Origin of the sequence: Campylobacter concisus, from assembly GCF_902460625.1 — a bacterium.
Lineage (GTDB): Bacteria > Campylobacterota > Campylobacteria > Campylobacterales > Campylobacteraceae > Campylobacter_A > Campylobacter_A concisus_AD.
Genome location: NZ_CABPUT010000002.1, coordinates 161,101 through 175,055 on the forward strand (window position 1 = coordinate 161,101; position 13,955 = coordinate 175,055).

Annotated in this window: 13 protein-coding genes; 6 read left to right on the forward strand and 7 right to left on the reverse strand. The window is 35.4% G+C overall.

Annotated elements, in window-relative coordinates:
* Window positions 1–3 precede the first annotated feature (3 nt).
* From F3G69_RS01240 to F3G69_RS01265, 6 genes are all read left to right on the forward strand, one after another.
* The gene (locus F3G69_RS01240; RefSeq protein ID WP_149714180.1) at window positions 4–2,307 is read left to right on the forward strand and encodes an AAA family ATPase; all 2,304 of its coding nucleotides are present in this window, start codon (window positions 4–6) and stop codon (window positions 2,305–2,307) included.
* Window positions 2,308–2,364: 57 nt separating this feature from the next.
* Window positions 2,365–3,546 (forward strand): tryptophan synthase subunit beta, encoded by a 1,182-nt coding sequence (trpB, locus tag F3G69_RS01245; RefSeq protein ID WP_149714181.1) that lies wholly within the window; start codon window positions 2,365–2,367, stop codon window positions 3,544–3,546.
* Window positions 3,539–4,288, forward strand: coding sequence for a tryptophan synthase subunit alpha (gene trpA, locus F3G69_RS01250; protein WP_149714182.1), 750 nt, complete (start codon window positions 3,539–3,541; stop codon window positions 4,286–4,288). Before trpB ends, trpA begins: the two co-directional genes overlap by 8 nt.
* 78 nt (window positions 4,289–4,366) lie before the next feature.
* Window positions 4,367–4,786, forward strand: coding sequence for a chemotaxis protein CheX (locus F3G69_RS01255; RefSeq protein WP_149714183.1), 420 nt, complete (start codon window positions 4,367–4,369; stop codon window positions 4,784–4,786).
* Window positions 4,783–5,100, forward strand: coding sequence for a flagellar motor switch protein FliN (gene fliN, locus F3G69_RS01260; RefSeq protein ID WP_021091807.1), 318 nt, complete (start codon window positions 4,783–4,785; stop codon window positions 5,098–5,100). Before F3G69_RS01255 ends, fliN begins: the two co-directional genes overlap by 4 nt.
* Window positions 5,097–5,975, forward strand: coding sequence for an excinuclease ABC subunit A (locus tag F3G69_RS01265; protein WP_149714184.1), 879 nt, complete (start codon window positions 5,097–5,099; stop codon window positions 5,973–5,975). The genes fliN and F3G69_RS01265 overlap by 4 nt, the downstream gene beginning before the upstream one ends.
* A gap of 60 nt (window positions 5,976–6,035) precedes the next feature.
* Here the strand turns inward: F3G69_RS01265 and F3G69_RS01270 are convergent, their stop codons facing one another.
* The 7 genes from F3G69_RS01270 to F3G69_RS01300 form a co-directional block, all read right to left on the reverse strand.
* Window positions 6,036–7,484, reverse strand: a complete 1,449-nt coding sequence (locus F3G69_RS01270) for a Ppx/GppA phosphatase family protein (protein WP_149714185.1) — start codon at window positions 7,482–7,484, stop codon at window positions 6,036–6,038.
* A gap of 2 nt (window positions 7,485–7,486) precedes the next feature.
* Window positions 7,487–8,704 carry a sensor histidine kinase gene (locus F3G69_RS01275; protein ID WP_180997283.1) on the reverse strand — a complete coding sequence of 406 codons (1,218 nt, stop codon included), beginning with the start codon at window positions 8,702–8,704 and terminating at the stop codon, window positions 7,487–7,489.
* 38 nt (window positions 8,705–8,742) lie between these two features.
* Window positions 8,743–9,414, reverse strand: coding sequence for a homeostatic response regulator transcription factor HsrA (hsrA, locus tag F3G69_RS01280; RefSeq protein WP_021091657.1), 672 nt, complete (start codon window positions 9,412–9,414; stop codon window positions 8,743–8,745).
* A 76-nt stretch (window positions 9,415–9,490) separates the two neighbouring features.
* Window positions 9,491–9,817 (reverse strand): dihydroneopterin aldolase, encoded by a 327-nt coding sequence (locus F3G69_RS01285; RefSeq protein ID WP_084109539.1) that lies wholly within the window; start codon window positions 9,815–9,817, stop codon window positions 9,491–9,493.
* A complete protein-coding gene (gene plsY / locus F3G69_RS01290) occupies window positions 9,814–10,425 on the reverse strand; it encodes a glycerol-3-phosphate 1-O-acyltransferase PlsY (RefSeq protein ID WP_103600209.1) in 612 nt (203 codons plus the stop codon). The genes F3G69_RS01285 and plsY overlap by 4 nt, the downstream gene beginning before the upstream one ends.
* Before the next feature lie 58 nt (window positions 10,426–10,483).
* On the reverse strand, window positions 10,484–12,772 hold the full coding sequence (locus tag F3G69_RS01295; protein WP_103600210.1) for an ATP-binding protein: 2,289 nt from the start codon (window positions 12,770–12,772) through the stop codon (window positions 10,484–10,486).
* A gap of 8 nt (window positions 12,773–12,780) precedes the next feature.
* A complete protein-coding gene (locus tag F3G69_RS01300; protein WP_103583525.1) occupies window positions 12,781–13,863 on the reverse strand; it encodes a PilZ domain-containing protein in 1,083 nt (360 codons plus the stop codon).
* Between the last annotated feature and the right edge of the window lie 92 nt (window positions 13,864–13,955).

Sequence of the window (13,955 nt, forward strand, 5' to 3'; positions counted from 1 at the left end):
ACAATGTTTAGTAATTTTTGTGGCATAAAAATTCAGGGAAAGTGCTTTCAAAGTGAAGTAAAATTAAATTTTTTTGAGAAAGAGTACCATAGATTTTGTTTAATCTATGGCAAAAACGGAAGCGGTAAAAGTACTATTTCTCAAGCTTTTGATACCGTCGAACAAAACAATCAATCTCTTATTGCTAGCCAAATTATAGACAAAAGCGGCGCAGCAGTAGATTTAACAAACGAAGATCAGAAAAAGAATATTTTTGTATTTAATGAAGAGTATGTAAATAGTAAAGTTAAAATTAAAAATAATGGTTTAGACGCGATAGTTTTACTTGGAAAAGCGAAAGATATAGATGAGAAGCTTGAAAAAGCAAAAAGGATTAATGAAAAATTAAAAGGAAGACAAAGTAAATATCAAGAAGATTTTCAAAAATATAGTGATATACAAAATACAGATAATCCTGAAAAATATAAGTATGACATAATAAAAAGCTTAAAAGATAACTTTGCCGAACGAGAGAAAAATATTTTAGGAAATACAAATAGAAATTTACAAAATAAAACAATAGAATTCGCAAAAAATATCATAGATCATTTTGAAACAGATGTAAGTACAGATGAGCTGAAAAATAACTTTGATGAAAAACTTAAATCCTACGAAGATATGCAAAGCGATTTAAATTTTTCGGAAGATATAAAAAAGTTAAATTTTGAAGACATTAAGCAGCTTTTGCTACACCGAGTAGAACAAAAACAATTAAGTCCGAGAGAAGAAGAAATAAAACAAATTATACAAAGCGACCAAATAACAAAAAATATAATGGAAGGCGATAGCAATATTTGTCCATATTGTTTTCAAAAACTAACAGATGAGTATAAAAAAGAAGTTTTATCAAGTTTAGAAGCTATTTTTAATCCAGAGATACAAAACCATCGGACGAATTTAGAAAATAAGAAACAAGAAATTCAAATTTTACTGGATGATTTAAAAAAATTATCAGATATTGGTAAGCTAGATGAAGATTTGTTTGATGCTATAAAAATGCAAATTGAAATTTGTCAAACTGAAGTCACAGACAAACTAAATCAAAAGATACAAAATCCATTCGTTGCCTTAAATTTAGATGCAAATTTTGATAACTTAGTTAATGAATTGAATCGAGATTTAGATCAGCTTGAGCAAAAAAGACAAGCTTTTATGACACAAAAAGCTAGAGCAAACGAGCTAAAACAAGAGCTTGAAAGATTGAATAAACAAATAACCTATTGCGAGATAAAAGATAATTTTAACTATTATGAAGAAAAGCTAAGAATTATGCAGGCCTTAAATAGTAAAAAATATCACAATGACAGACGACTGGAGTGTATAAGTAGTAAAATTTCAGAACTAAATGCTCAAAAGGAGCAGATAAATATAGCTCAAGATAAGATTAATGAACATCTAAAATATATATTTTTCAAAGAAGGTAGGCTTGAACTTAGCGAAAATCAAGGGCAATATGTCTTAAAATCAAACGGCAATAGAGTAAAAGCCAAAGACGTCTCGACCGGCGAGCGAAACGCCATTGCATTAAGCTATTTTTTTACCGAAATTTTCAAAGGCGAAAATAGTGAGGAATTTTATACAAAACCAAAATTTATAGTTATAGATGATCCAATTTCTAGCTTTGATTTTGAAAATAGAGTTGGGATAATGTCGTTTTTAAATTACCAAATTCATAAAATTATGACTGGCTGCAATAAAAGTAAGATGATAATTTTAACTCATGATTTGATGAGTGCGTTTGATATGCAAAAGATTATAAACAATTTGCCAAAAGTAGAATTTTATGATGAACGAGAAAACAGAAATAAGAAAGATGTTATTTTTATACAAAAAGAGCTCAAAGAACATCAATTTGTGGACTTTGGTAAAAAGTATTCGGAATATAAAACTCTTTTAAACGAAATTTATGATTATGCAAATAACTCTATATCAGAAAATGTAAATATTGGCAATAATATGAGAAAAGTACTAGAAGCCTTTGGTACATTTAATTATCAGTGTGGCATAGAAGACATTGCGAGAGATAAGGCAATAGTAGTCAATTTAAGCCTAGAACAACAAGCTTATTTTGAAAATTTAATGTATCGTTTGGTTTTGCACGGTGAAAGTCATGCAGAGGATAAAACAAAAACTCTTGATTTTTTCTCTTGCATTAGCGAAATTGAAAAACAAAAGACTGCAAAAGACATCCTTTCTCTTCTGTACTTACTAAACAAAGCACACCTGCAAAAGTATTTACAAAAAGAACAGGTAGAAAAAATAGAGTAGTGGGTTGGAAATTGTAGGATATCAAACAACAGAATAAATTAAAAGTAAAGGATAAAAATGAATAGCAAGGCGTATTTTGGAAAATTTGGCGGGCAGTTCGTGCCTGAGACGGTGATGTTTGCCCTTGATGAGCTAGAAAATGCTTATGAGAGCATCGCAAAGACAAAAGAGTTTAAAGATGAGCTTGATGATCTTTTGAAAAACTACGTTGGCAGGCCTAGTCCGCTCTTTTTTGCAAAGCGCCTAAGCGAGCACTATGGACATGAAATTTACCTAAAAAGAGAGGATCTAAACCACACTGGCGCGCACAAGATAAATAACGCACTGGCTCAAGCACTGCTTGCTAAAAAAATGGGTAAAAAGAAAATTTTAGCTGAGACTGGAGCTGGTCAGCACGGCGTGGCAACAGCGACTGCAGCGGCACTTTTGGGCTTGGAGTGTGATGTGTATATGGGAGCTACAGACGTGGCTAGACAACAGCTAAATGCCTTTCGTATGCAGCTTCTTGGCGCAAAGGTGGTGAGCGTAGAAGACGGGCTAAAAACGCTAAAAGAGGCGACTACAGCAGCCATACAAGCGTGGGTAAATGAGATAGAGAGTGCATTTTACGTCATTGGCTCAGCCGTTGGTCCGCACCCATACCCAAAGATCGTGCGTGACTTCCAAAGCATTATCGGTACAGAGGCCAAAGCCCAGATTGCAGACTATGGCAAAAAGGCAGACTACGTCATCGCCTGCGTTGGTGGCGGTAGTAATGCTATTGGCATTTTTAGTGCGTTTTTGGACGATGAGAGCGTAAATTTAGTAGGTATTGAGGCTGGCGGTCTTGGCATAGAGACGCCCTATCACGCTGCTACGCTTAGCAAAGGCAAAACCGGTATCATCCACGGCATGAAAACGACGGTTTTGCAAGATGAGTATGGCATGATCTCGCCAGTTCACAGCATCTCAGCAGGCTTAGACTACCCAGGTATCGGTCCAGAGCACGCCCATCTAAACGACATTAAAAGGGTAAAATACGAAGCCGTGACCGACGATGAGTGCATAAATGCCTTGTATTTTCTAAGCAAGATGGAGGGCATCATCCCAGCTATCGAGAGCGCGCATGCGGTGGCGTATCTGGAGAAGCTTTGCCCAAAACTTGATAAAAAAAGCGTTATCGTCGTAAATATCTCAGGCAGGGGCGATAAGGACATAAACACAGTTATCGGCTACGAAAAAGGAAAAATTTATGGATAAGGTTAGAAGCGCATTTAACGGCAAAAAGGCAAACATCGGCTACATCGTGGCCGGATATCCAAGCCTAGAAAAAACGAAGGAATTTTTAGAAAATTTAGATGAGAGCACACTTGATCTAGTCGAGATCGGCATCCCTTACTCTGACCCACTGGCTGACGGAAAACTCATCGCGCAAGCTAGCTTTGAGACGGTGCAAAATGGCGTAAATACGGATATTGTCTTTGATATGCTTGAGAGTTGTAAGGCAAAAGTGACAAAGCCACTTGTTTTTCTGGTCTATTACAACATCATCTTTGCTTACGGCGTTGATAAATTTCTAAAAAGATCAGTTGAGGCTGGAGTTAGCGGCTTTATCGTGCCGGATCTGCCTTGCGAGGAGTGCGAGGAATTTGCTCTAAAATGTAAGGAGCTAAATTTAAGCCTGATACCACTTATTAGCGTCACTTCTGGGAGCAGGGCGGATGGAATTTTGAAATTTGGCTCAGGATTTATCTACGCTCTTGGTGCGATCGGTGTTAGCGGCTCAAAAAGGGCTGATGAAGATAGGATAAAAAATTTGGTCCTAGAGCTTAAGAAAAAGAGCGATCTGCCAGTGGCTGTGGGCTTTGGTATCAAAAATAAAGATGATGTTAGCGAAGTGAAAAAATATGCTGATGGAGCGATAATAGGTACGCAAATAGTTAAGCTTTGTGCCGAATTTAGCGGTGAAAAGCTAGTAAAAGAGATAGATAAGCTCTTTTAAAATGCTTAATAAATTTATAGCTAATTTAGTAAAGCCAAAGTATAATTGAAAATGCATTTCAAGTCTTAAGGAAGAGATATGAGAAAAGTTATAGATGAAGCTACAAGCTATCTTTGCAAGGATACTTTAGGGCTAGATTTAGAGTTTGGCAAGAGTCTAGGCAAAGGATTTTACGGAGCTAGCATACCAGTCTATAAGGGCAAAAACGAGTATCATTTTTACCTATTTTTTAAAAAAGATACTTTGAAAATTTTCATGAATGTCTTTTTTGGTCACGAAGATGTTGATGGTGGTGATCTAGACGATCTTTGTAAAGAGATAGCAAATCAGATCATTGGCAAAGCTAAAAATTTACTAAATGAAAAAGAGCCAAATGCTTATAAGCTTGGAACGCCTGAATTTTTAGGCGAAGTTGAAAATTTTGGCATAAAGCTAAAAGAGAAATTTGTATATAAAATAAAAAATAGAACATTTCAAATAGGCTACGATATACAATGAACGACGAGAGTGCGATAGAGACGCTAGAACAGCTAGGGCTTTTTAAGAGCTATGATGAGCTTATGGATATAAGCGTTGATTTTATAGCTGAGCTAGGAACTACCACAGTTAGCATAAATGAGCTTTTGAAATTTGAAGCTGGCTCGGTCATAGACCTCGAAAAACCAGCTGGCGAGAGCGTGGAGCTATATATAAATAATAGAATTTTTGGAAAAGGCGAAGTAATGGTTTATGAGAAAAATTTAGCCATCAGGATAAATGAAATTTTGGACTCAAAGTCAGTTATTCAGTACTTCAAAAAAGAACTTTTATGAAATTTGTACTATTTTTTGTGCTTTTTGCTACGCAGATCTTTGCCTCAAACTTGCTAACATACAACATCTATGAGCGCACCGACAGGGTTGATATCATGCTTAGCTTTGATGCGCCGTATGAGGGCAATATCTTTCAAAAGCGAGAAAAAGACACAACATCTTTGATATTAAATTCGCTAAATTACGATCAAAGTGCCAGTAAAGATATAAACTCAAAGATTATTCAAGAGCTTGAGATAGAGCCAAAGCAAAACTCGCTTGTCTTAAATTTGCGCTCAAATGATGCTATTATCGTAAATGCTTCAAAGACGACTGATAGTTTTGGACTCCGCATTCGTGTAACTCTAAAAAATGCAAAACCTCAAATACAAAATATGCCTCAAGCTAGTGCAAAAATAGAGACCCCTAGTACTCCAAAGATAGATGAAGAGCCTATGCTGAATATAGACTCAAGGTATTTTATAGTCTTAAGTGTGCTTATTGCGCTTCTTGTATTTTTATATGTATTTAAAAGATATATTACTTCAAAGAGTAATGATTTTAGCGGGTTTAAAACACCTAGAAATCAGTCTCAAAATGATACAAAATCAATGAACTGGCTACTTAAAAATCAAAATAGTAACGTCAATATAATATATGAAAAGTATCTTGATCGCACGAATAAGCTAATGCTATTAAGCTATGAAAATAGGCGTTATTTAGTGATAGTTGGTAGCTCAAATGTAATGCTTGATAGCTTTGGTGAAGACAAGATACAAAATGAGCAGGATTTTGCTATATTTTTTGAAGAGAACAAGAAAAAACTAAGCTCATTTTTAGAAGAGCGAAAAAATAGTTTAAGTAACTATAAAGATAAAATGAGCGGAGAATTTTAGTAGTTTTAGCTAAAATTCTCATCCAATTTAAATTTTATGCGTTAAAGCTAGTTTCAAAATTTATACAAACGAAATAGCAAAAATTTCAGGTTTTGTGATTTTTTTTATCTCTTCTTTTGCCATAGCAAATTCTTTTGCGCCTTCTATTTTTAGCGTATGCCCACTAAATTCGAAGTTTAAATTCAGCCTTTCACAGGTTAGATCAAGTGCCTTTGCAAGTGAGAGTATAAAGCTCAGCCATCTTATACACTCGGCTTTTGGAAGTAAATTTTTATATCGCTCAAATTCATATATATTTTTCTTTCCGTTTGTGCCAATTACTACTGCAATCAATGCTTTTTGTTCGTGCGAAAAGCCATAATTTAAGGCATTTAAGACTATATAGGCTGAGTTTTTATGATCGCCATAAAAGCCAATCTCTTGACCAACATTGTGAAGTTTTGTAGCAACTAAAAGCACTTCAAGATAGTTATTGCTTAGACCGTGAAGCTTTTTTAATACCATAAATATATCTTTTGCATATCTTGTGACCGATTTATTGCATGATAATATAAAACGATCTTGCAAACTTTTGATACTTGGATTAAAATTTTGCGGAAATTTAAGGCTAGGGCGTAAAAAATCTTTTAAGAACACTCCCTCTCTTACACCAACCCCGCTTGTTATAATATTTTTGGCATTTAGAGCTTTGGCGAGGGTCAAAAAGATATGTGCACCCTCTCTAATGGTGTCGTATCTATCTTTTTTTATAGGAAATTTATTTAGCTCAAGCACGCTAATATTTGCAATGCTCTCGATGTAGGCTTGCTCGTCGCTAAGCTTGTAGCAAAAGCCATGAAGCGAAGAGAGCGGATATGAATTTTTACTCATTATGGCGGATGATATCGCTCTAAGAGAGCCACCAATAGCAATTATATTTTGGCATTTAAATCGCTCATCTATTTGTTTTGTAACTTGTTCTAGAAATTTTGGCAATTTATTTAAGTTTTTTTTATCAAAAAAAAGCTCTTTTAATCTAACTGTACCAATGTCAAGCGAGAGCGTATCTATTATTTTGCCTTTGCTTATTCTGGCAAGCTCAGTTGATCCGCCACCGATATCTATAGTGACGCATTCATCGATGTTATGGAGTAAATTTTTGGCTGCAATCGCACCAAAAGTAGCCTCTTCTTTGCCGTCAATGACTTTTAAATTTATACCAAGCTTTTTTCTTAAAAGAGAAATTAGAACATTTGCGTTTGGAGCGTCCCTAAGCGCTGAAGTTCCAACACATAAGATTTTATTGCATTTGTAGCTTTTTATGATATTTGAAAATTCGCTAAAAGCCTTTAGCGCTTTTTCCATTGAGCTTTCGGATATTTCATTGTTTGAGCCATATCCACCTTCGCCTAGACGCACTTTTGTTTTATATTCAGCTAGTATAAAAAACGCTAAGCGTGACGTTCTCTCAAATATCGCCATTCGCATAGAATTTGAGCCAAGGTCGATTACTGCGGTTCTCTTTGCCATTTTTATCCTTTTATATTTAAAACTAGGCTTGCGACCGCACCGCCTCTATCGTTTCTATTTTTAATATCTACTTCGCCACCAAGAGCCTGCGCTGCACCTTTAGCTAGAAACAACCCAAGCCCAGCACCACCTTTGTCGCCGTATCTTTTAAATGGAGCAAATAAATCTTTGCTCTCATCTATGCCTATTCCTTCATCTATTACTTCGATGATAAATTTATTTTTTATGAGCTTAGAGCTAATCGTAATAGTGCTATTTTTTGGTGAAAATTTAATGGCATTTTGAACAAAATTTTGCACAATGTGAGTTAGCAAGCTAGTTTGTATTTTTAGATTTAAAATTTCTGGCTTTAGGTCTAGTTTTATATTTTTTTCATCATTTTTTGCAAGTATCTCATAGTTTTTAGCAAGTTTTTTTAAAAATCCTATAACATCGGTATTTACTGGCTCTTCAAACTGAGCTCCCTCTTGGCGGCCGATCTCAAGCACAGAACTTATCATTGCGTTCATGCCGTTTATAGCTTCATTATTTGATTTTAGAGCCTCGATATATTTTTCGCTCTCGCGTGGCTTTAAAAGTGTAACTTCATTTTTTGTTTTCATTACGGCCAGCGGCGTTTTTAGTTCATGTGCCACGCCTACAAAAAGTTCTTTTTGGTATAAGACAAATGTTTGGATGCGAGAGATTAGCCTATTTATGCTCTGTCCAAGTGGCAAAAACTCATCTGGTAGACTTTTTATATCGATCTCATGAAGAAATTTTTCGTCTAAATTTGTAAGCTTGTGACTCAAAATTTTTATAGGTATTAAAAGCATTCTTGATAAAAATAGTGCATAAAAAAGCACCAAAAGTATCGCTGATACATTTACGATTATAATATCTATAAAAATTTCTTCTACTATATGAGCTTGAAGTGTAGTATCTTTTTCTAGGCTTAAATAACTACTTTCATCGAGTTTTGTTATTAAAAAAGTTTTACTCTGATCCTTTGATTTTCGTGTTACGATATATGTTTCTCTATCTTGTGGCTCGTCTGTTTTTATCATTGCTAGAGTTTTATTTGGATTTTCTATCGTAAATGTTTTTGAATTTAAAGGATTGAAATTCTGAGGATTTTTTTTATAAGCTTCTGCTTGATAGTTTAGCTCATTAACTACACTTTGAAAAACGGTAACCCTTATATAGTGATAAAGCATTACCGAAATAACTACAATTAGCATCATGGCACCAGATGCTAATTGTAGTATAAATCTATTCCTTAGGCTTTTTTGGGAAAACAAAATCTATATCCGCGTCTTCTAACAGTTTCAATTGTTGAAATATTTAGTGGTTTATCCATTTTTTGGCGGATTTGGTTGATAGCGACTTCAATAACGTTTGGAGTGACAAGCTCTGGCTCTTCCCAGATAGCATCAAGTAGTTGCTCTTTAGATACGATCTGATCTGAGTGTCTTGCAAGATGAGTTAAGACTTCAAAAGGTTTGCCCTTAAGCTCAATATCACGACCCAAATATGTGATCTTCTCCTCATCTGGATTGATGATGAGCTCATCGATTTTTATAATATTTGTGCCACCAAAGCGTAGTCTAGCCTCTAGTCTAGCTACTAAGATATCAAAATCAAATGGTTTTTTGATATAGTCATCAGCACCAGCTCTAAGTGCTTTTATTTCGCTTTCTTTGTCATCTTTTGCAGAAAGAACTACAACTGAAGTGCGTGGAGATTTGTGTTTGATGATATTTATAAGATCTATGCCATCGCCATCTTGGAGCATCCAATCAGTCAAAACTAGATCGTAATTTCTTATGCCTATATAGTACTCAGCATCTTTAAAATTTTCAGAGCTATCAGTTTGATAGCCAAACTCTTGCAAGCCCTCAGCAATCGTCTTATTTAGCGTCACTTCATCTTCAACTATTAAAATACGCATTTTGCTTCCTTAAACTAAAATTTATGGGCGATTGTATCATAAATTAAGCAATATTTCAAGATAGTTTAATAAATTTTTAAAAAATAGTGTTTATTTTTGCTCCAACAACTGCATTTGGTAGAATTTCTGTTTTTAAAATTTCCATTTTAAGGCTAGTTAGTGAGCCAAATTTCTCTTTTAACGCTTTGCTAGTTTCTTCAAGCGACTCTTCAACGCTTTGAAACTGTCTTTCATTATAAAAATTTTTAACAAAGTCAATAATTAAAACATAATCAATAAAGCCAGTTGAGCAAATTTCTAGATTCATTTGCACCTCTTGCTTAGCGACTCGCTCAAAATCAAGCATTCCGATGATCGTTTCAAATTTATAATCTTTAATGATCGTCGTCATCTCGCTTTTCATACGACTTTTTTCTCCTTACCGGATATTAAACGAATGATATTTGGTATGTGTTTATAAACCACCAAAAATGCGATGATTAGTATCGGAGCGTGTGTATAAATTTCATCTAACTCTGGGTGGATTATAAAGCTTGATGCTATGAGAGCTATCAACGCGCAAAGTGAAGCAAGAGAGCTAATTTTTAAAAATTTTCCGACCACAAACCAAACAGCTAGAGCGATAATGATCTCAACTGGTAAGAAAAATGCGATCACTCCAGCTCCAGTTGCCACGCCTTTGCCGCCTTGAAAGCCCAAAAATATAGAAAAACAATGTCCAGCCACGCTTAAAACCGCCATAGTCCAAAGCACGCTTTGACTAGCTCCTAAAGATGAAGCGACAATAAGTGGCAAAACGCCTTTTAAAACATCACAGACTATCGTTAAAATGGCTAGTTTTTTGGCTAATTTTGGATCTTTTTGTTTTAAAACTCTTAAAACATTTGTCGCACCGATACTCTTGCTACCTTCATTTTTTATATCGACATGCCCAAAAATTTTTGCAAGAATGAGACCAGATGGAATGCTTCCAAGTAAATAACTAACGGCATAAAGTATTAAATTTTGCATATTTTACCTTTTAAATTTAACAGAAATGATAGTAAAAAAATACTAATTATTTTATAAATCATCTCCACAAAAGTACGACTTTCTCGTCATAGATATCACTTTTCTTTGGTGAAATTTGTATTTCATTTATGGTGATATTTTTTATATCATTTGCTTCTTTTAGCTCGTCGCTTTCTTTTTCAAATTTCTCCTCAAGTTCGCTTATGGCTAAATTTATATCATTTACGCTTTGCTCGCTAAGCTTGACGTCACTTTGCTCTTTTAAGACTCTATTAGCGCTTCTTGCACTCGATGCGATCTTGCCCGCATTTTGACGAGATAAAAGCTTGTTGCCAAATATCGCTCCAAGTATGCTAGCGCCTATATTTATGGCAGCATCAAGCCCACTTGTGGTCATCTCTTTTTGCTCTTTATCAAGCTTTGCTAGAGCCTTGTTTAGCTTATCTTGTAAGCTTTTTCGCTCTTTTTCAAATTTTGCTGTAAGTTTTGCGGTTTGTTCTTCTAAAATTTCATTGCACTTATCTTGAAGCCTGATATAAAACTGCTCCTTTGTTTCATTGTTTTTTGAATAAATTCCCAATGCTTCAAAGGTGTTAAATTTGAAATTTCTATACAGATACTCTTTAAAATCTTTTTGGATATTGTCAAAATTTTTAGCTTTTAAGATGAAATTTGGCACGGCTGCAAAGCTTGCGTCACTTGGTTTATCCAAGCTTGCATCGATGTGCATGCCTTCGCTAGCCTCATCCCAGTTTGGCTCATTGTCATCTTCGTTTAGTTCATAAAGATAGCTTACTTCATAAACGCTATCGATACCTTTTTTGGTGTCATAAATTCTTATCTTTGCGCTTGCTAGTAGGTTTGGTGTAAGGGTTTTTGAATTAGTATAAAGTTGCGTGATTTCATTTGAGATTATGGGCTTTATGCTAAATTTCATCTCGCTTTTATCCACGCTTTGAGTGCTTAAATTTTCTTTTTTATCTTTCATCAAATTTGAAATTTGCTCGCGGCTGAGTGGTCCTTTTAGATAGCTAAGCGCCCAGCGCGTGGAGATGACGTTTAAGCCGTCCTCGTTTATATTTTTGAGTAAGAAATTTCTTTTTGCCAAATTTGATATGAGATTTTCAAGTGAAGCTTTGTCTAAGCTTGAGTCCGCGATGCCGCTTAGCCCGTCGATCACGCGTGCTTTATCCTGTGCTGTTTGGAGGCGACCGATGAACCAAGTGCCGATGTTGCTTAGACCTTTATAGTCAAGATCGACTGGGTTTTGCGTGCTTAATACGCAGCCAAGACCAAATGCACGGGCTTGTTTTAAGAGCGTGAGCATAGGCGTTTTCGATGGAGGGTTTGCGTTTGGCGGGAAAAAGCCAAAAATTTCATCCATATAAAGGATCGCTCTAAGCGAGCTAGTACCCTCAGTACCGCGCATCCACGCGATAATCTCGTTTAGTAAAAGGGTGACAAAAAACATCCTCTCGGCGTCATTTAGGTGTGAGATCGTAAAGATATTGCACTTTGCTTTGCCGTTTTCATCAAAAAGCATCTTTGAAATTTCTAGCCTAATGCCTTGCGTCCAGCCTTTAAAACTTGGGCTTGCGATAAGTGCGTTTATCTTCATGGCAAGCTTTAGGCGCTCACTGCTTGGATAGAAGGTATCCACGTCAAAGACGCCTATCTTTTTAAAAGGCGGATTTGCGATGAAATTTATGAGCTCTTCTATACTGACGTCTTTTTGCTCTTTAAATTTAGTATCAAATATGGTTGAGATGAGAAGCTGTTCTTTTGAATTCATGTCCTCGGAATTTATACCTACAAGAGATAATACCGAGGCTGCAAGCGAATTTATATAGTTGCTAAAAATTTCTTCATCAGTGATATTTGGGCAGGCAAAGTCGCTAAGTAGCGCCACGCCTATGCCAGCTGAGCTTTTTGGTGTGTAGATGTTAAAGTTAGCGCTCTCTTTTAAAATTTTTACTCGCTCAAGATCTTGAAAACTCGATTCTACGCCGTTTTTCCAAAGCTCGGCTTGAGCAGCGGCAAATTCCTCTACACTTTGACCTTTATTAGCCGCTTCTGCTTCATCTATGTAGGGTAAAAAATCCTCCGGCCTCATCTGCGGAAAAGTGAGGGCTAAATTTGTGATATCGCCTTTTGGATCGATGATGATAGAAGGTATATTGTCTATGCAGGCTTCTTCTAAAAGCGTGATACCAAGGCCTGTTTTACCGCTACCTGTCATACCAATGATGGCTGCGTGAGTGGTTAGATCCTTATTTTTATAAAAAAATGGCTCTTTGTCTTTTAGTCCGATATAAAAAAGTTTTAAATTTTCTTGTATTGTTTTCACTGATTGCCTTATTCGTATAAATTTATACGTGAGCGAAGCTCGTCAAGCGTCTCTTTTATGCGCTTTTGCGTAAAATCTTTTATCGTTTCATCATCATCGATAAGCTTCATACAGTATCTAATGTAGCCTTTATATGCCAGCTCTGTAACAAGTCTTAGTTTTAAAGTCACGTTTTTTACTTTATCTGGCGCGATTAAGATTTCAAAGGTCGCTTCTAGTTCTTCTCCATCTTGAAAATTTGTAGTTTGCGGGCTTAATACGCTTATGCCACCTTCAGAAACATCATAAAGGCTACCTTCGATCTTGTCTTGCTTGCCTTTGATAATAGCTTTGGTAAAACGATTTGGCAAGATACGTTGGAATTTTCTTTTATATGCGTACATCGTCGTATTTCGTAAGAAATTTGAAAGAGTGACGCCTTTATTGACTATATTGTAATTAACAATATCAGCACATAATGGCTTTGAGAAAAAGCTATTTGGCAAAATAAAACCTTTGCCGTCTTGCTTCATTGCTAAAATTTGCATCATATCCACGCGAAAAACGACACTATCTTCTTTAACTTCTAAAATTTCAGCCTCATATTTTATATTTAATCCATCATATAAATTTAAAAGTTCTGGCCTTACCTTGGCTTTTTTCATGCGAGTGAATGTATTGATCGGATCTTCATAAAAAAATGTTCCGGTTTCAATCATATCTTTTACATTCGTTTCTTGCTGGTCTTTGGCGCCACATAAAATTTCTTTGATTCTTGAAACGGCATTTACGAAATAACCTACGAAGGTGCTATTGTTGCAAGAGTGACTAAAATTTAAAGTCAAATTTAAAAGTAGGAAATTTATTAATTCATCTCTTGCATTTGATTTTGGTATTAGATTATTCAAATCATCTTGTAGCTGCGTAGCATTTGGCTTTTGAATAAGTAGTGTATCAAAGATATTTTCAAGGCAAATTTTTACCTGATCGTGTGGCACGATAAATGTTAGTTGCCTACAAAATTTGATACCGTCATCGATAAATTTATCTCTTAATTTAAGTATGCTGTCTTCGCAGTTTATTACAAGCTCTTGCCTGCCTTTAAAATCCATGTAGTCTCCGGAATGTTATTGATTAAAGCCAAGGCTATGATATAAAAAGTTATATTAAAAAAGTATTTAAATTTATTTGGAGAAGAAATTTC

Coding starts and splice junctions, on each gene's coding strand:
- F3G69_RS01240 (WP_149714180.1), top strand. CDS start 4: ATGTTTAGTAATTTTTGTGGCATAAAAATTCAGGGAAAGTGCTTTCAA.
- trpB (WP_149714181.1), top strand. CDS start 2,365: ATGAATAGCAAGGCGTATTTTGGAAAATTTGGCGGGCAGTTCGTGCCT.
- trpA (WP_149714182.1), top strand. CDS start 3,539: ATGGATAAGGTTAGAAGCGCATTTAACGGCAAAAAGGCAAACATCGGC.
- F3G69_RS01255 (WP_149714183.1), top strand. CDS start 4,367: ATGAGAAAAGTTATAGATGAAGCTACAAGCTATCTTTGCAAGGATACT.
- fliN (WP_021091807.1), top strand. CDS start 4,783: ATGAACGACGAGAGTGCGATAGAGACGCTAGAACAGCTAGGGCTTTTT.
- F3G69_RS01265 (WP_149714184.1), top strand. CDS start 5,097: ATGAAATTTGTACTATTTTTTGTGCTTTTTGCTACGCAGATCTTTGCC.
- F3G69_RS01270 (WP_149714185.1), bottom strand. CDS start 7,484: ATGGCAAAGAGAACCGCAGTAATCGACCTTGGCTCAAATTCTATGCGA.
- F3G69_RS01275 (WP_180997283.1), bottom strand. CDS start 8,704: ATGCTAATTGTAGTTATTTCGGTAATGCTTTATCACTATATAAGGGTT.
- hsrA (WP_021091657.1), bottom strand. CDS start 9,414: ATGCGTATTTTAATAGTTGAAGATGAAGTGACGCTAAATAAGACGATT.
- F3G69_RS01285 (WP_084109539.1), bottom strand. CDS start 9,817: ATGAAAAGCGAGATGACGACGATCATTAAAGATTATAAATTTGAAACG.
- plsY (WP_103600209.1), bottom strand. CDS start 10,425: ATGCAAAATTTAATACTTTATGCCGTTAGTTATTTACTTGGAAGCATT.
- F3G69_RS01300 (WP_103583525.1), bottom strand. CDS start 13,863: ATGGATTTTAAAGGCAGGCAAGAGCTTGTAATAAACTGCGAAGACAGC.